The 16,724-nt window shown below is 69.0% G+C and carries 16 protein-coding genes, 1 tRNA gene and 1 pseudogene; 5 read left to right on the top strand and 13 right to left on the bottom strand.

Features of this window, described 5'->3' with window-relative positions:
* Window positions 1-67: 67 nt before the first annotated feature.
* From thrB to argS, 5 genes are read right to left on the bottom strand one after another with little or no spacing between them, the layout of a single operon-like run.
* Window positions 68-1,009: a homoserine kinase gene (gene thrB, locus R2K23_RS06405; protein WP_316515325.1), complete on the bottom strand. Its 942-nt coding sequence runs from the start codon at window positions 1,007-1,009 to the stop codon at window positions 68-70.
* 12 nt (window positions 1,010-1,021) lie between these two features.
* Window positions 1,022-2,104, bottom strand: a complete 1,083-nt coding sequence (gene thrC / locus R2K23_RS06400; RefSeq protein WP_316515322.1) for a threonine synthase — start codon at window positions 2,102-2,104, stop codon at window positions 1,022-1,024.
* Window positions 2,101-3,435: a homoserine dehydrogenase gene (locus R2K23_RS06395; RefSeq protein WP_396893154.1), complete on the bottom strand. Its 1,335-nt coding sequence runs from the start codon at window positions 3,433-3,435 to the stop codon at window positions 2,101-2,103. The genes thrC and R2K23_RS06395 overlap by 4 nt, the downstream gene beginning before the upstream one ends.
* On the bottom strand, window positions 3,432-4,850 hold the full coding sequence (lysA, locus tag R2K23_RS06390; protein ID WP_316515319.1) for a diaminopimelate decarboxylase: 1,419 nt from the start codon (window positions 4,848-4,850) through the stop codon (window positions 3,432-3,434). The genes R2K23_RS06395 and lysA overlap by 4 nt, the downstream gene beginning before the upstream one ends.
* The gene (gene argS / locus R2K23_RS06385) at window positions 4,847-6,499 is read right to left on the bottom strand and encodes an arginine--tRNA ligase (protein ID WP_316515316.1); all 1,653 of its coding nucleotides are present in this window, start codon (window positions 6,497-6,499) and stop codon (window positions 4,847-4,849) included. The genes lysA and argS overlap by 4 nt, the downstream gene beginning before the upstream one ends.
* A 129-nt stretch (window positions 6,500-6,628) precedes the next feature.
* Between argS and R2K23_RS06380 the strand changes: the two genes are divergently transcribed.
* From R2K23_RS06380 to R2K23_RS06365, 4 genes and pseudogenes are all read left to right on the top strand, one after another.
* A tRNA-Arg gene (locus tag R2K23_RS06380) sits at window positions 6,629-6,704 on the top strand.
* Between the two features lie 336 nt (window positions 6,705-7,040).
* Window positions 7,041-7,529, top strand: coding sequence for a hypothetical protein (locus R2K23_RS06375; protein ID WP_316515315.1), 489 nt, complete (start codon window positions 7,041-7,043; stop codon window positions 7,527-7,529).
* A gap of 23 nt (window positions 7,530-7,552) precedes the next feature.
* Window positions 7,553-7,945 (top strand): annotated as a pseudogene (locus R2K23_RS06370) (YkvA family protein); the annotation flags it as partial.
* A gap of 85 nt (window positions 7,946-8,030) precedes the next feature.
* Window positions 8,031-8,420: a VOC family protein gene (locus tag R2K23_RS06365; RefSeq protein WP_316515312.1), complete on the top strand. Its 390-nt coding sequence runs from the start codon at window positions 8,031-8,033 to the stop codon at window positions 8,418-8,420.
* A gap of 21 nt (window positions 8,421-8,441) precedes the next feature.
* Here the strand turns inward: R2K23_RS06365 and R2K23_RS06360 are convergent, their stop codons facing one another.
* Window positions 8,442-9,341 (bottom strand): alpha/beta fold hydrolase, encoded by a 900-nt coding sequence (locus tag R2K23_RS06360; RefSeq protein ID WP_316515310.1) that lies wholly within the window; start codon window positions 9,339-9,341, stop codon window positions 8,442-8,444.
* A gap of 119 nt (window positions 9,342-9,460) precedes the next feature.
* Window positions 9,461-10,033 (bottom strand): TetR/AcrR family transcriptional regulator, encoded by a 573-nt coding sequence (locus R2K23_RS06355; RefSeq protein WP_316515308.1) that lies wholly within the window; start codon window positions 10,031-10,033, stop codon window positions 9,461-9,463.
* A 17-nt stretch (window positions 10,034-10,050) separates the two neighbouring features.
* Between R2K23_RS06355 and R2K23_RS06350 the strand changes: the two genes are divergently transcribed.
* Window positions 10,051-11,229, top strand: coding sequence for an MFS transporter (locus R2K23_RS06350; RefSeq protein WP_316515307.1), 1,179 nt, complete (start codon window positions 10,051-10,053; stop codon window positions 11,227-11,229).
* 87 nt (window positions 11,230-11,316) lie between these two features.
* Here R2K23_RS06350 and R2K23_RS06345 read toward each other — a convergent pair whose 3' ends face one another.
* The 6 genes from R2K23_RS06345 to R2K23_RS06320 all read right to left on the bottom strand — a co-directional run bounded on the left by R2K23_RS06345 (window position 11,317) and on the right by R2K23_RS06320 (window position 16,716).
* The gene (locus tag R2K23_RS06345; protein ID WP_316515306.1) at window positions 11,317-11,988 is read right to left on the bottom strand and encodes an AmiS/UreI family transporter; all 672 of its coding nucleotides are present in this window, start codon (window positions 11,986-11,988) and stop codon (window positions 11,317-11,319) included.
* Window positions 11,988-12,743 (bottom strand): cysteine hydrolase family protein, encoded by a 756-nt coding sequence (locus R2K23_RS06340; RefSeq protein ID WP_316515304.1) that lies wholly within the window; start codon window positions 12,741-12,743, stop codon window positions 11,988-11,990. Before R2K23_RS06340 ends, R2K23_RS06345 begins: the two co-directional genes overlap by 1 nt.
* 288 nt (window positions 12,744-13,031) lie before the next feature.
* Window positions 13,032-13,262, bottom strand: coding sequence for a hypothetical protein (locus tag R2K23_RS06335; RefSeq protein WP_316515301.1), 231 nt, complete (start codon window positions 13,260-13,262; stop codon window positions 13,032-13,034).
* A 174-nt stretch (window positions 13,263-13,436) separates the two neighbouring features.
* Window positions 13,437-13,898: a hypothetical protein gene (locus R2K23_RS06330; RefSeq protein WP_316515299.1), complete on the bottom strand. Its 462-nt coding sequence runs from the start codon at window positions 13,896-13,898 to the stop codon at window positions 13,437-13,439.
* Between the two features lie 50 nt (window positions 13,899-13,948).
* Window positions 13,949-15,544, bottom strand: a complete 1,596-nt coding sequence (locus R2K23_RS06325) for a glycoside hydrolase family 13 protein (RefSeq protein ID WP_396893148.1) — start codon at window positions 15,542-15,544, stop codon at window positions 13,949-13,951.
* A gap of 5 nt (window positions 15,545-15,549) precedes the next feature.
* Window positions 15,550-16,716: a lactate 2-monooxygenase gene (locus R2K23_RS06320; RefSeq protein ID WP_316515295.1), complete on the bottom strand. Its 1,167-nt coding sequence runs from the start codon at window positions 16,714-16,716 to the stop codon at window positions 15,550-15,552.
* Window positions 16,717-16,724: the final 8 nt, after the last annotated feature.

Here is a 16,724-nt window from a genome sequence, read left to right as displayed (position 1 = left end):
GATAGCCCGCATTTTTCGTCGAAGCAAGCAAACCCGCCCTCACCGCGCGTTGCCCGCGCGGTGAGGTTCACGCGCCGACGGCAACCCCGGATGTCCAGCGGACCGCTTCTCCGACCTCCACCGCGCGGAGGGTGAACCCCGCGGAAGCGGCGTACTCGCCGGCCTCGGCCGGCAGCTCCGAGGCCGTACTGAGCGCCAAAACAGCAGGTCCGGCGCCGGAAAGCACCGCCGCCACGCCACAACGCCGCAGCAATTGCAGAAATTCCGCCGACGCCGGCATCGCCGGTGCGCGCTGGCTCTGGTGCAGCACGTCTTCGGTGGCCGCCATCAACAGATCCGGACGCTCGCTCAAGGCCACCACCAGCAGCGCCGCGCGGCTCAGGTTGAACCGGGCGTCCTGGTGGCTGACCTGCTCAGGCAGCAACACGCGGGTCTCCGCGGTCGACGAGCGGATCTCCGGGATCGCGACGTGTAGCCGGACGTCGGGGTGCAGTTGCACGCGCGCCGCGGAGTACACCGGCTCGGCGCCGGCCTCCGTCCAGGACACGACGGCGCCACCGAGCACCGAGGCCGCGGCGTTGTCCGGGTGCCCCTCGAACTCCGAGGACAGCTGCACCAGCGTGCGCTCGTCGCACGGCGAACAATCCGTCTGCGCCACCAAGCCGTTGGCGGCGGCCAGGCCACCGACCGCCGCCGCGGCCGACGAACCGAGTCCCCGCGAATGCGGAATGGTGTTGCGGCAGCGGACAATCAGCCCGTCGGCGCGCATTCCGGCGGCGGCCAGCCCACGCTCGATGGCCCGGACCACCAGATGGTCCGGTCCGGTGGGTACCTGGCCGGCGCCCTCACCGGACACCTCGACGCGGAGGCCGGATTCGGTTGTTTCGACCACGATTTCGTCGTACAGGCTCAGCGCCAGGCCCAAGCTGTCGAAGCCGGGTCCCAGATTGGCGCTGGAGGCGGCCACGGTGGCCTTGGCGACAAGCCCGGCCGGCAGAGTCCGAATCATCAGGCAACCACGCTAAACCAGGCCGAGTTTCGCCACCACCGCCGACGGGTCGACCGGCACGGCCTCCACCGGCGGCATGCCCTTGAGCGCGGTGTCCGGGTCCTTGAGCCCGTTACCCGTGACGGTGCACACCACGGTGGAGCCCCGGGCGACCCAGCCGTCCTCGACCGACTTCAGCAGGCCGGCGATGCTGGCCGCCGAGGCCGGCTCGACGAACACCCCTTCGGTACGCGCCACCAGGTGGTATGCGGCCAGGATCTCCTCGTCGGTGGCCGCCAGGAAGCGGCCGTCGGACTCCTGCTGCGCCTCGATCGCCGAGGACCACGAGGCCGGCGAACCGATCCGAATCGCGGTGGCAATGGTTTCCGGCTCCTTCACGGGCTCGCCGTGCACCAACGGCGCGGCGCCGGCGGCCTGGGTGCCGAGCATCCGCGGCAGCTTGTCCACCAGGCCGTCGCGGTGGTATTCGCGGTAACCCCGCCAGTAGGCGGTGATGTTGCCGGCGTTGCCGACGGGCAACGAATGCACGTCGGGGGCGTGCCCCAGGACGTCGACGATCTCGAACGCGGCGGTCTTCTGGCCCTCGATCCGGACCGGGTTGACGCTGTTGACCAGAGAGATCGTCGGGTAGTCGGCGGTGAGCTTGCGCGCCAGTTCCAGGCAGTCGTCGAAGTTGCCGTCGATCTGGATGACCTTGGCGCCGTGCATGACCGCCTGCGCGAGCTTGCCCATCGCGATCTTGCCCTGCGGGATCAGCACCGCGCAGGTGATCTCGCCCCGGGCGGCATACGCCGCGGCCGAGGCCGAGGTGTTGCCCGTCGAGGCGCACAGCACGGCCTGCTGACCGCGGGCCACCGCGTCGGTGACCGCCATGGTCATGCCGCGGTCCTTGAACGACCCCGTCGGGTTCAGTCCCTCGACCTTCAAATGCACTGTGCAGCCGGTGTATTCGCTGAGACGCTTGGCGTGGATGAGCGGCGTGCCACCCTCGAGCAGCGTCACCGCGGTCCAGTCCGCCGCGACCGGCAGCCGGTGCCGGTAGGCCTCGATCAGGCCGGGCCAGGCCCGATGCACCGGGGTGTTGGGGGCGCTCATTCGCCGGCTCCTTCCATTCGCAGCACGCTGGCCACGCTCGATACCGCCTCGTGTCCTTCCAGGGCGGTGATGGTCTCGCTGAGCGCCTCGTCGGTGGCGCTGTGGGTCAGCACCGCGATGCGGGCGCCGACCCGTTCGCCGCCCTCGTTGACGACGCCCTCCTGGCGCACCTCGGCGATGCTGACCTCGCGCTTGGCGAATTCGGCTGCCACCGAGGACAACACGCCGGGCTTATCGCTGACGTACAGGCTCACGTAGTAGCGGGTGGGGATCATGCCGATGGGCGCGATGGGCAGCTTGGCGTACTTGGATTCGCGCGGGCCACGGCCGCCCTGCACCCGGTTGCGCGCCGCCATCACCAGGTCGCCGAGCACCGCCGAGGCCGTCGGCGCGCCGCCAGCGCCCTGGCCGTAGAACATCAGCCGGCCGGCCGCCTCGGCCTCCACCACGACGGCGTTGAAGGCGCCGCCGACCGAGGCCAGCGGATGATCCAGCGGCACCAGCGCCGGGTAGACGCGCGCCGAAACCCGTTGCTTGCCCTTGTCGGTAGTCAACCGCTCGCAGATGGCCAGCAGCTTGATGGTGCAGCCCAACGCCTTGGCCGACTCGAAATCCTCGGCGGTGACCTTCGTGATGCCCTCGCAGTACACGTCGTCGGCGGTGACCCGGGTGTGGAACGCGATGGAGGCGAGGATGGCGGCCTTGGCCGCGGCATCGTGGCCCTCGACGTCGGCGGTCGGGTCGGCCTCGGCGTAGCCGAGCGCGCTGGCATCGGCCAGTGCGCTGTCGTAGTCGGCGCCGGTGTCGTTCATCGCCGACAGGATGTAGTTGGTGGTGCCGTTGACGATCCCCGCCACGCGCAGCACGGTGTCGCCGGCCAGCGACTGGGTCAGCGGGCGGATCACCGGGATCGCGCCGGCGACGGCGGCCTCGAAATACAGGTCTACCCTGGCTTTTTCGGCTGCCTCGGCCAGTTTTCCGGTGGATTGGGCCAGCAGCGCCTTGTTGGCGGTCACAACGGACTTGCCGTTCTCCAGCGCGGCCAGAATGGCCGCGCGCGCCGGCTCGACCGGGCCCATGAGCTCGACGACGATGTCGACGTCGTCGCGGGCCACCAGGGCGGCGATGTCGTCGGTGAGCAGTTCCTCCGGGACGCCACGGTCGGCGGCCACCCGGCGCACCCCGATGCCACGCAGCTCCAGGGGCGCGCCGATGCGCGCGGCCAGGTCCTCGGCGTCCTCGCCAATGATCCGGACCACCTCGCTGCCGACGTTGCCCAGCCCCAGTACCGCTACCCCGACGGACTTCTTCTCCTCGGCCACGGCGCTCACCTCACTTCCAGACTCAACAGGTCGTCGACCGTTTCCCGGCGCAGCACCAGGCGGGCCACACCGTCACGCACGGCCACCACGGCGGGCCGGCCCAACAGGTTGTATCGACTCGACATCGAATAGCAGTAGGCGCCGGTGGCCGCGACCGCCAGCAGGTCACCCGGGATGATGTCGTCGGAGACCCAGGTGTCGCGCACGACGATGTCCCCACTCTCGCAATGCTTTCCGACGATCCGCGCCAGCGCGGGCGGGGCCTCGCTGAACCGCGACACCAGGCGTGCGTCGTACTCCGCGCCATACAGCGAGGTGCGAATGTTGTCGCTCATGCCGCCGTCGACGCTGACATAACGCCGTTGCGCGGTGGCGCTGATCGCGACGTCCTTGACGGTTCCCACCTCGTAGAGGGTCACCGTGCCGGGCCCGGCGATCGCGCGGCCGGGCTCGACCACCAGCTTCGGCGCGGGCACACCGACCGCCGCCGCTTCGTCGGCGACGATCGCCAGAAGTTTGTCGGCCAGTTCCTTCATCGGCGGCGGGTCGTCCTGCGGCAGGTACGAGATACCCAGTCCCCCACCGAGATCCACGGTGGAGATCTGCGCGGTCTTGTCCACCCCGAACTCCGCGACCACGTCGCGCAGCAGGCCGAGGACCCGACGCGCGGCGATCTCGAAGCCCGCGACGTCGAAGATCTGCGAGCCGATGTGGCTGTGCAGGCCGACCAGGCGCAGGTTCTGGGTCTCGAAGACCCGTCGCACCCCGGCCATCGCGGCGCCGCTGGCCAGCGACAGGCCGAACTTCTGGTCCTCGTGCGCGGTGGAGATGAACTCGTGGGTGTGGGCCTCCACACCGACGGTGACCCGCAGATAGACGTCCTGCACCACCCCGGCCGCACCCGCGATGGCGTCCAGGCGGTCGATCTCGATCATCGAGTCCAGGACCACGTGCCCCACCCCGGCCTCGACGGCGGTGGTCAGCTCCTGGACCGACTTGTTGTTGCCGTGCAGCGCGATGCGCTCCGGCGGGAACTGGGCGTGCAGCGCCACCGCCAACTCGCCACCGGTCGACACGTCCAGCGAGAGTCCCTCCTCGGCCACCCAGCGCGCAATCTCGGTGCACAGGAAGGCCTTCGAGGCGTAGTGCACGTGCGAGCCGCCACCGAAGGCGGCGGCGATCTCGCGGCAGCGGGACCGGAAGTCGTCCTCGTCGATGACGAACAACGGGGTGCCGAACTCGCGCGCCAACTCGGTGACCGTCACACCGGCGATCGACACCTCGCCGTCGTCGCCGCGGACCAGGTTGCGCGGCCACACGTGCGGCGCCAGCAGCAGGGTCTCCTGCGGGCTCTGCGGTTTGGCGGGCATGCCGGCGTGGTGCACCTCTTCGGCGTGCCGGGGCCCGGCCGGGTGCGCGTTCACATCCGCTCCGGTGCGGAGACGCCCAGGATCTGCAGGCCGTTGGCGATCACCTGACGCGTGGCCTGGCACAGCGCCAGCCGCGCCCGGTGCAGATCCGTCGGCTCCTCGTCGCCCTGCGGCAGCACCCGGCACGAGTCGTAGAACCGGTGGTAGTCGCCGGCCAGGTCCTCCAGGTAGCGGCACACGCGGTGCGGTTCGCGAAGCGACGCAGCGGTTTTCAGCACGCGGGGGAACTCGCCGAGGTTGCGGATGAGCACCCCCTCCTTCTCGTGCTCGAGCAGTTCCAGGTGCGCGGTGTCGGCGGCCAGACCCAGCTCGGCGGCGTTGCGGGCCAGCGCCGAGAGCCGCGCGTGCGCGTACTGCACGTAGTAGACCGGGTTCTCGCTGGACGCCGAGGACCACAGCTCGAGGTCGATGTCGATGGGAGTGTCCACCGAGGAGCGGGTCAGCGAGTAGCGCGCGGCGTCGACCCCGAGCGCGTCCACCAGGTCGTCGAGGGTGATGACGGTGCCGGCCCGCTTGCTCATCCGCACCGGTTGCCCGTCGCGGACCAGGTTGACCATCTGCCCGATGAGCACCTCGACGGTGTCGGGGTCGTCGCCGAGGGCGGCCGCGGCGGCCTTGAGCCGGGCGATGTAGCCGTGGTGGTCCGCACCGAGCATGTAGATGCACAGGTCGAAGCCGCGGGCCCGCTTGTCCAGGTAGTAGGCCAGGTCACCGGCGATGTAGGCGGGTTCGCCGTCGCTCTTGATGACGACACGGTCCTTGTCGTCACCGAAGTCGGTGGTGCGCAGCCAGGTCGCGCCGTCGTGGTCGTAGATGTTGCCCGTCTTGCGCAGCTGGGCGATGGCCTCGTCGACCCGGCCGGAGGTGTGCATCGAATCTTCGTGGGTGTAGACGTCGAAGTCGGTGCCGAACTCGTGCAACGAGGACTTGATGTGGTCGAACATCAGGTCCACGCCGATGGCGCGGAAGGTCTCCTGCTGCTGCTCGGCGGGCTGGCTGAGCACGTCGGGCGCCTTGGCCAGCACCTGGGCGGCGATGTCGGCGATGTAGGTGCCCGCGTAGCCGTCCTCGGGGGTCGGCTCGCCCTTGGCGGCGGCCATCAGGGACCGGGCGAAGCGGTCGATCTGGGCGCCGTGGTCGTTGAAGTAGTACTCCCGCACCACGGTGGCGCCCTGCGTCGAGAGCAGCCGGCCCAGCGCGTCGCCGACGGCGGCCCAGCGGGTGCCGCCGATGTGGATGGGGCCGGTGGGGTTGGCCGAGACGAACTCGAGGTTGACGTTCTGGCCTGCGAGGACCTCGGCGTTGCCGTAGGCGGCGCCGGCCTCGAGGACGTTGTTGACGATCAAGCCCTGGGCCGAGGCCTCGATGCGCAGGTTGACGAACCCGGGGCCGGCGATCTCGGCCGAGGCGATGCCCGCGGCGTTGCCCAGCGCCTCGGCCAGCCAGCCGGCCAACTCGCGCGGATTGACGCCGACCTTCTTGGCGAGCTGCAGGGCCAGGTTGGTGGCGTAATCGCCGTGCTCCGGGTTGCGCGGGCGCTCCACGGTGACGGTGGCGGGCAGCGCGGCGGAATCGAGGTCGTGGGCGGCCAACACCGCGGCAGCGGTGCTCTTCAATAGCTCGGCCAGATCGGCGGGGGTCACGGGGGTCCATCCTATGGTCTCGGGTGGTGAGGCCCCGAATCCGTTGGCGATGATGGCGCCGGCGCGAGGATGCGTTAGTCTGTGCAAGCCCAATGGCACAGTGGGTTCTGGCTCGGTTCCAGCCACTGCGCCCCCGTAGCTCAGGGGATAGAGCGTCTGCCTCCGGAGCAGAAGGCCGCAGGTTCGAATCCTGCCGGGGGCACCAGGAAATAGTGCAGTTCAAAGAACGTTTTCGAGCCTCGCGGTCTGGTTTCAGCTATGTAATGAGATATCCCATTCGGGAAACTCAGCGCGTAGCGATTTGAGGCTCAACCCGAGAACGGCCGAGCGGGCGCTGCTCTCCACACCGGTAATGGTGTTCCGAACACTTGGACAGTGAGGCAGAGGAGAGCAACAACTTCGTCACCCGATACGGCGGAGTCGTCGCCGCGGTTCCCACTCCGAGTAGGGCTCGATTAGATCCACCAGCACCGTCGAGAGCGGACTGCTGCCCGGTGACGCCCGCTCAAGCCGAGTTCGTTCGACTGAGATACCCAGGAGAATGACCGGCATGGACCGGGTGAGAAAGCACCGTCGCGCGGCGGGGTTGGTGGCGTCCCTCGTGCTGGTGGCCGGTATCGGCGCCTGGTTTCTGCTTCTGCTGTCCGACGACGGCGATCTGTCGATGGGCTACTTCGGTCCCGACAAACAACACCAGTGGGCTCAACAGCTGGTGGCAGGCTTGAACACCCACGATGCCGAGCAGGTGCCATTGCTTCGCATCAGCGGTAAGCAGTTGACCGTGCAGAAGGTCGCTATCGAGGCTGTGATGCCGGCGCCTGGCTGTGACTATGAACTCGCCTCGGTCGAGGATCGTGGCGAGCAAGGCCTCAACGATGTTCCTGGGCTGACGGGTCAGAACCCGACGTACCGATTCGACATGACGGTGAAAGAATTCTGTGCAGGGCAGCCGACTCAGACTCGGGATATCGGAGTGGTTGCCATCGCCGAGATGGGTTATTGGGAGCCATACCATTTCGTCGCGGATTAGCGCCGCTGCGGGCGGTTTCTAGGATGCCGTCTGACTGGTGGTCGGTAGGCCTCGGCATCGTCGCAGGTCTGCTGCTGCTGTGGCTGGCGCTCGTTCTCATCCTGTGGAAGACCAAACCGGATGACGTCGGCCTGCGCGACGCCGCACGGTTGCTTCCCGACCTCCTGCGCCTGCTGAAACGCCTGGCGGCCGATCCGACACTGCCGAAGGGGGTCCGCATCCGCCTCGCGCTGCTGCTCGGCTACCTGGCGCTGCCGTTCGACCTGATCCCGGACTTCATCCCGGTCCTGGGCTATGCCGACGACGCGATCATCGTCGCCGTCGCATTGCGCTCGGTAACGCGCCATGCCGGATCAGCGGCATTGTCCAAGCACTGGCCGGGAACGCCGGAGGGTCTCGCCGCGGTGCGCCGGCTCCCCGAGCGCGAGCAGCGCCCACCAAAGCCAGATATCGGCGGCGCAACATTGGGCTGCCGGCCAAACGGTGGTTCACTGGATTGGTATGGCCATCGAGTTCAACCACACCATCGTCGCCGCTCGGGACCGCACCGAGTCGGCAACGTTCTTCACCGAGATGTTCGGCCTGCCCTCCGCCAAGGAGTTCGGGCCGTTCCTGGCGGTGACCATCGCCCACCGCGCGAGCCTCGACTACGCACAGGCCCCCGCGGGCGCGGACATCGTCCCGCAGCACTACGCGTTCCTGGTGTCCGAAACCGAGTTCGACGAGATCTACGGCCGTATTCGGCAACGCGGACTGCAACATTGGGCCGATCCCCACGGACAACACCCCGGGGAGATCAACCATCACGACGGCGGCCGCGGCGTCTACTTCCGGGACCCGTCCGGGCACAACCTGGAGATCATCACCCGGCCGTACGGATCCGGCAGCTGAGAAGGCGCCGGCCGGGTGGCCCTACGCGCCGAACAGCTTAAGCCGCGAGCGCACCCGGCGCGCCAGGAAGTCGTCGAGCACATCCTCGAACACGGCGTTGTCGTCGCCGGCCACCATGTGATGCGCGCCCTCGACCGAGGCGAACTCGGCGTGCGGCACCAGTTCCAGGAACCGCTTGGCGTCGTCGATGCTGAGCACGTCGGACTCCCCGCCGCGCACCAGCAGCGTCGGCAGCCGCAGATCGCGTGCGGCGGCACCGAGCCGCGCCGGGTCGATGAGTGGATCGCGCTGCACGGGCTGGTCCAGCGGCGAGGCCAGGAACGCCGGATCCCAATGCCAGTACCACCGACCGTCCCGGTGCCGCAGGTTCTTCTTCAGGCCCTCGAGGTTGCGGGGCCGCGGCCGGTGCGGCACATAGGCGGCGACCGCGTCGGCAGCCTCTTCCAGTGTGGCGAAACCGGTTTCGGCGTGCGAGACCATGAAATCGCGGATCCGGCTGGTACCCGCGGGCTGCAGGAACGGTGACACGTCGACCAGCACCAGGCCCAGCGCCAGGTCCGGTCGCACGCTGATCGCCGCCAGCGACGAGTTGCCGCCCAGCGAGGCGCCGACGTAGACCGGCGGGCGCCCGAGGTAGTCGGCCACCTTGATCACGTCCCCGGCGAACCGGTCCAGACCGTAGTAGCCGTCCGGGGACCAGGTGCTGTCCCCGTGCCCACGCAGATCGACGGTGACGGCGTACCAACCCTTGGAACCCAGATCGGCCGCGGTCGATCCCCACGAATGCCGGGTCTGTCCACCGCCGTGCAGCAACACCACCGGCGGATCCGCCGGGTCGCCGTAGGCGTCGGCGACCATCGTGACGTCACCCGCCGGGATCTCCAACGTCTTGTGGGGTGCCCGGATGTCGTCGCTGCCCATCTCGCTCCTCGCTGCCTCGCCGCGTAGTCACGTGGGTAGCCGGGGGTTCATGCCGCGAAAATCGCGCCGAATCCACGCCTTACGCTTTCGATTGGATCCTCATCGTGACACGACATCGCTCACGCGCCGTCGGCGGCGTGGACAATCTGCTCGGCCAGCCTGCGCGCGCGGGCCAGCGGATCCGGGTCGATACCGATGGCCTGCGCGGCGAGCATGCCGTCGTAGAGCAGCGCCAGGTCCTGTGCCAGCGCCCGGGGAGCCGGCACGTCGACGGCCTCGACGAGTTCGGTGAGGCGGTCGATCAGCCGCTGCTTGTGCGCGACGGCCGCCGCGACCCCGGCGTGGTCGGCGGGCAGCTGGGCGGCGGCCGCGACGTGCGCGCAACCGCGCAGTGCCCCGGTCTGTCGCATCCAATCGGCGTGCGCGTCGAACAACGCCAGGAGCTTGGCGCGAGCGTCGCGGGCGGCCTCGATGTGCGTCTCCCACAGCTCACCGAAGCGGCGGTCCCGGTCGGCCAGGTAGGCCGCCACCAGATCGGCCTTGCCGCCGAAGTTCTTGTAGAGCGAGCCGGTCGCGACACCTGCCTTCTCGATGACGGCATCGACGCCGGTGGCGGCGATGCCGTGGGCGTAGAACAGCTCGTCGGCCGCGCGCAGGAGTCGCGCGCGGGCGGGTTGCGTACTTCGCGGCATGCTGACACTCTAGCAGAGTGCAACGAACGTTCTATTCACTCGTGGCGGCCGGTGCGGCGCTGATCGCGTGTTGCTACGGCTTCGCCCGCTTCGCCTACGGGTTGTTCGTGCCGACATTCACCGAGCACTTCCACCTCACGCCGACCATGATCGGCGTGATCGGCGCGGGCAGCTACGTCGGCTACTGCGTGGCGATCGTGACCTCCCTCGCCCTGACCGAGCGAATCGGCCCCCGCAGGACCGCGGTGATCGCCGGCGTCGTGGCGACGACGGGTCTGAGCGTGGTGGCCAGCGCCCCGGCCGCGTGGGTGTTGGCCGTCGGCATCCTGATGGCCGGCACCAGCACCGGGCTGGCCTCCCCACCCCTGGCGGCCGCCGTCGCGCAACGACTGACCGGCCACATCGCCGACCGCGCACAAACGTTTGTCAACGCCGGCACCGGCCTGGGGGTGGTGGCCTCCGGACCCATCGCGTACCTGCTCACCGAGCAATGGCGGCTGGCGTGGGCGGTCTACGCCGCACTCGCCGCGCTGGTCACCGCGTGGGTCGCCGTCACGCTGCGCGGCGAGGTCCGAAACCAACAGGGGCGCACCGACTTCCGCCGATGGCATCGGCCGGGAACGGTGGCGCTGTTGACCGCGTCGCTGCTGTGCGGTGTCGGCAGTATCGCAATCTGGAACTTCGGGCGTGACGTGATCAGCCAATCACATGCCGGCGGGCTGGCCACGGCCTCGTGGATCGTCCTCGGAGCGGCCGGCATCGTCGGCGCCCTGGGTGGGGACCTGGTGCAGCGGATGGGCTTTCGCACGGCGTGGCTGGCCGTCGTGACCGCCATGTCCGCTGCCACGGTCCTGCTGGCCGTCGCGGTGCCGCACGCTGCGGCGGTCCTGCTGGCGGTGACCGTCTTCGGGGCGACCTACATCTGCATGACCGGGTTGCTGTTGATCTGGGGTACCCGCGTCTACCGGGAGTCCGCATCCTTCGGGGTGGGCCTGGCGTTCTTCGCCCTGGCGGCCGGGCAAGGACTCGGAGCGCCGCTGACCGGCCTGCTGACCGAATCTTTCGGCCACCTCACCGCATTCGTGACGGCGGCCGCCACCGGGGCCGCGTCGCTGCTGCTGCCTCCGGCGTCGCGACGCGCCGGCGGGGACGTTCCGGACTCCGCGCCGTCGGATGCCCCGCTTCGCCGCCCTTGACCAGAGATCTCGGACCTGGCAGTGACGAAGGGCACCGGGCGGGAATCCGAGGGATCCCCGCCCGGCGGCAGTCTGCGCGGCCCTCCGTCACACCAACTGCGGCTCCCCCACCCTTTCCACCACAATCTGCTCCGCGGGCGCCACCGCGGCCGCGGCACGCACCGCGCTGCGCCGCGCCAGCACGACGGACGCCCCGATGCCCACCGCCAGCGCCGCCAGCGCACCGAAACCGGCGACCGCCGAGGTCGACCACACCCCGTTGAGCAGCAGGATCCCCGGCAGCGTGCACGTCGGGATGCCCAGCAGGACCAGCACCCAACCGGTGAAATGCCCGAGATCCAACCGCCCGAGGGTGGTGACGCCCAACCCCAGCAGCACGAAGAACAGCGACCACATGAACGCATAGCTGGCCCACAGCACCGCGAACGTCGGGTTGGTCCCGACGGTCTTGACGGCGTAATAGGCGACGACCGCCGCGACAAACGCGCTGTACCAACCGAACCCACGCGGGTCGAGGTCGGTGAGTTGGATGAGCCCGAACCACAGGTAGGTGAATCCGAACAGGTAGCTGGGCCAGGTGGCGTTGACCAGCGCCGTGTCCGCGCCCGCCTGCACCAGCACCAGCGTCGGCAGCACCACCTGCGCGGTGCCGACGAACAGATTCAGCGGGGCGGCGCTGCGAGGACTGACCACACCCACCGAGACCAGTCCATTGACGAACAACACCACCCCGACGAGTACCAAACCGACGTTGCCCATCAGCGGCGCACCCACTCGACGAACTGGTCGGAGGTGATGACCGGCGCGAAGAAGTTGTTGATCCGCTCGAACGTCGCGGGTTCCTGATCCGGGTGCGCGGTGCCGGTGGCGTCGCCGATGATGATCGGCAGCAGGCCGTGATCCCGGGCAGCCCGGGCGTTGCCCTCGATGCACCAGTCGAGGTGGATGCCGGTGATCACCACCACTTCGACCTTCTGCCGGATCAGCGTGCCGGGCAGGTCGGTGCCGACGAACGCCGTCTGCAGCGCCTTCTCGTAGAGTTCGTTGTCACCCGGGCGCACCAGATCCCGCAGTTCGCCGACGAGTTCGTTGTCCCAGGCGATCTGCTCCGGGGTGGCGTCGATGTGACCGGTCCAGCTCCGGTACTGCGCCCGGTCGAAATCGGTCTGGGGGTAGTCGTCGCGGAACACCGAGAACCCGATCCAGTTGAACGACACGAAGTTGGCTGCGTTGCGGGCCGCCTGCACCGACTTGACGGTGGCTTCCAGGCTGCCGCGGTGGGCGTGGCCCTCGGCGTACTGCACGCCGCCCGGCTTGTACAGCGAGTTCGACTGGCCGACTGACAGGAAAGCCGCAGGGCGAGACAGGATCTCGGGGAAGTCCAGGGGCTGCCAATGCGGCGCCAGCGGCGGAATGGAGGCGACGTTGGTCGGCGCGAACCCCAGTTCCTGCGGGTCGAGTTCGACGGGTTCGAGCGGGGTGATCCTCGGCGGACTCTCGACGGTGACAGTCATGGCAGACTTCCTTTCGGTGGACCTGCCTGGGGCAGGGCTGAATCGTTGCGAATGCGCGATACGGAAAACAGGATGATCGGCGCGGCGTCAGACGACGCACGCACCGCGTCGCCGGGACCCGCGGCGACGGTGTCAGTTCAGGTCAACAGAACACGAAGGTGATATTCACAGCATCGGCAGCGCAGCGGAAGCATTGAAATCTGCCGGATTCTTGGGCATGGCCCCACAGACGACGATGGCCGCCCTGCGGTGTATCGCAGGGCGGCCATCGCCATCTGTGCGGATCGGCTAGCGGAACCACTTCCACGGCTTGTCCCAGTGTCCCGGCGGGACACCCACGGCCTGGCCGATGTGGCCGGGCGGGACGCCGACGATGTGGCCGACATGGCCGGGCGGCGGGATCGGATCCGGCCACGGATGCCAATGCGGGTCGGCACCGGCCTGACCGGCGAATCCGACGGCGGCGAATCCCATCGCGCCGACGACCGCCGCTCCTGCTGCAATGTTCTTCAATTTCATGGTGAACTCCTCACCGCTGGTAACGCTGCCGCGACCAGCGCAGATGGCTCGGATGCCATCGGGGACGCGGCAACTGCACTGCGCTTCCATCAATGACTATCGTCCCACCGCCGGGCAGCGTTAGCCACCTCACCGGCCGCACCCGGCACCGCCGGGTCCCGCCGCAGGTCAGCGCTAGTAGGTGAGGGTCTTGTAGCCCTGCTCCTGCAGGCCGAACAGGTAGGTCAGCGCGTTGGGCGTGGTGGCGAACTCGACCGGCAGCGTCGCCCGGTCGATGCCCAGCCGGTCCAGCGGCAGGTCGCAGATCACGATCTTGATCCCGTCGTCGAGGACGGCCCGCCGCGCGGCCTCCTGCACCGCCGGGTCGGTGGCGAGGTCCTGGGCCACCTTGCCGTACGTCACGATCTGAAAATCGATGTGCGGACTCTTCGCCTTGATGTCGCGGCCCGTCATGATCGCCACGTTGAGGCGCCCCGGCTCCGACACCGCCAGGGCATACCTGCCGTCGGGGCGAATCGCGTTCTCCGTTGCGGAGATCTCCTCCGGGCTCGGCGGCTGCGCGGCGGCGGTACCGGCGATTCCCAGCGGAACGACGGCCAGGGCGGCCGCCAGCATCAGGGACTTGAGCAACTTCACGTCTTCCTCCGTCGTCGACCAGCTTCGACCCTATTACAGCCGGTGCGGCGTCATCGCCGCGCACGTACCCACGCCGCGGCGTCCGGGGGCAGCACCCCGTCGATCCCCGGCTCCGAGGCCAGCAGCACCGAAAAGCCTTCCGGCAGCGCGATTTCGACATCACCGGTGTTGACCCAGCACTGCGCTTCACCGCGAGCGTAGCCGAGCACGCCGTCGGCGCTCGCCAACCACCGCACGTCACCGGCACCGACCCACAGTTGCGGCCGCAACGCCAGCGCCGCCCGGTAGAGGTTCAGGATGGAATCGCCGTCGCGCTCTTGGGCGGCCACCGAGTACGCACCCCAGTGGTCGGGTTGCGGGAGCCAGGACGCGGCCGACCCGGGCGGGGAAAACCCGTAGGGTGCTTGCGATCCCGACCACGGCAACGGGATGCGGCAGCCATCACGGCCGACGTCGGTGCGCCCCGACTGCAGCCACGTCGGGTCTTGGCGCACCTCGTCGGGCAGCTCCTCGACCTCCTCCAGGCCCAGCTCTTCGCCCTGGTACACGTAGGCGGTGCCGGGCAGCGACAGTTGCAGCAGCGCGCACGCCCGCGCGCGCCGCCGGCCCAACTCGTGGTCGGCAGCCTCGGCAACCCAACGCGCCCGCTCCCACTCGGATTCGACCATGCCGTCCGGTTGGGAACGTGCGTAGCGAGTCACGGTGCGCGGCACGTCGTGGTTGGACAACACCCACGTCGGCGGCGCGCCCACCGAGGCCGCGCTGGATATCGCCTCGTCGATGACCTCGCGGAGCTTCGCCGCACGCCAGGGCGCGCGCAGGAAGTCGAACTGGAACGCCGTGTGCAGTTCGTCGGGGCGCAGATAGCGCGACAACCGCTCATTGCTGGGCACCCACGCCTCGGCGATGAAAATCCGTTGCGGCTCATAGCGGTTGGCCACCGCACGCCAGCCCCGGTAGATCTCATGCACACCGTCCTGGTCGAAAGCGGGGTGCGGGTTTCCCGGCCCGCCGCGGTCGGGCAACCCCGCCGCCTTGACCAGGCCGTGGGCCACGTCGATGCGGAACCCGTCCACGCCGAGGTCGAACCAGAACGCCAACACCGCCTCGAACTCTTTCCGGACCTCCGGATGGTCCCAGTTCAGGTCGGGCTGTCCGGGTGCGAACAGATGCAGATACCAGGAGCCGTCGTCGGTCCGGGTCCAGGCGGGGCCGCCGAAGATGCTCTGCCAATCGTTGGGCGGCACCTCGCCGCCCGCCCGGCCCGGCCGGAACAGGTAGCGCTCGCGAGCGCCGAGCTCGGAACGCAGGGCCGCCTGAAACCACCGGTGCTGATCGGAGGTGTGGTTGGGCACGATGTCCAGCAACACCTTGAGTCCGGCCGCGTGGGCCTCGGCGATGAACTCGCGGGCTTGTGCCAAAGTGCCGTAGGCGGGGTCGATCTCGCGGTAATCGGCGACATCGTAGCCGGCGTCGGCCATCGGCGACGGATACCACGGGTTGATCCAGACGGCATCGACGCCCAACGCGCCCAGATACGGCAACCGGGACCGCATTCCGGTGATATCGCCGACGCCGTCACCGTCGCCGTCGGCGAAGCTGCGGATGTAGATCTGGTAGACGACGGCGGTCTCCCACCACTGCACCGATGTCACCTGCCCACGCGGCGCAACGCATCCGGCGTCAGATCCGCCAGCGTGGGATACCCGTCGACCGCCATGATGAGGTCGGCCTCGGCCAGCAGGGACCGCAGCACGTGCACGATGCCGTCGACACCGCCGAGCGCCAGGCCGTAGGCATACGGCCGGCCGATGCCGACCGCGCTGGCGCCCAGCGCCAGGGCCTTGATGACGTCGGCGCCCGAACGCACGCCCGAGTCGAACAACACCGGCAGATCACCGGCGGCGGCCACCACGTCCGGCAGGCAATCGATGGCGGGGATCCCGCCATTGGCCTGGCGGCCACCGTGGTTGGAGCAGTAGATGCCGTCCACCCCGTAATCCGCCGCGCGGCGCGCGTCGTCGGGGTGGCAGATGCCCTTGAGGATCAGCGGCAGCTTGGTCAGCGAGCGCAGCCAGGTGAGGTCGTCCCAGGTCAACGACTTGCCGAAGACGCTCGCGAAGTACATCACCGCGTCGCGCGGGTCGGCGCCCTCGGCCAGCCCGGCCTTCTCCCGGAACACCGGGTCGCTGGTGTAATTGGCCAGGCACTTGCCGCGTAATTGCGGGAAGTTGGCGGTGGCGAGGTCGCGCGGACGCCAGCCGGGGATCCAGGTGTCCAGCGTGACGACGATTCCGGCGTACCCCGCCGCCTCGGCGCGGCGCACCAGGCTCTCGGCGATATCCCGGTCGTTGGGGCAGTACAGCTGAAAAAACCCTGGGGTGTCGCCGAATTCGGCGACGATGTCCTCCATCGGGTCCTCGACCAGGGTGGAAGCGACCATCGGCACCCCGGAGGCGGCCGCCGCCTTGGCGGTCGCCAGGTCGCCGTGACCGTCCTGGGCGCACAACGCGATGACGCCGATGGGCGCCAGGAAAATCGGTGCGGGCCAACGTTTCCCCCACAGTTCCACGGAGAGATCCCGTTCGGTGGCGCCGACGAGCATCCGCGGCATCAGACCCCAGTTCTGGAAGGCGGTGACGTTGCCGTCCTGGGTGTGCTCGTCGCCGGCCCCTCCGGCGACGTAGGACCACACCGACGGGGACAGCGCCTGCCGCGCCCGTTCCTCCAGCTCCGCATACGACATCGGGAGCGAGGGCAACACGCCCGTGAGGCCCTGGAAATAGATCTCGTATTGGTAATTGCCCCAGGCGTTCACGCTGCGAA

The sequence above is a fragment of the Mycolicibacterium sp. MU0050 genome (assembly GCF_963378085.1).
GTDB classification, from domain to species: Bacteria; Actinomycetota; Actinomycetes; order Mycobacteriales; family Mycobacteriaceae; genus Mycobacterium; species Mycobacterium wendilense.
The sequence above is the reverse complement of the archived record's forward strand: the minus strand, read 5'-3'. Positions and strand labels throughout refer to the sequence as shown.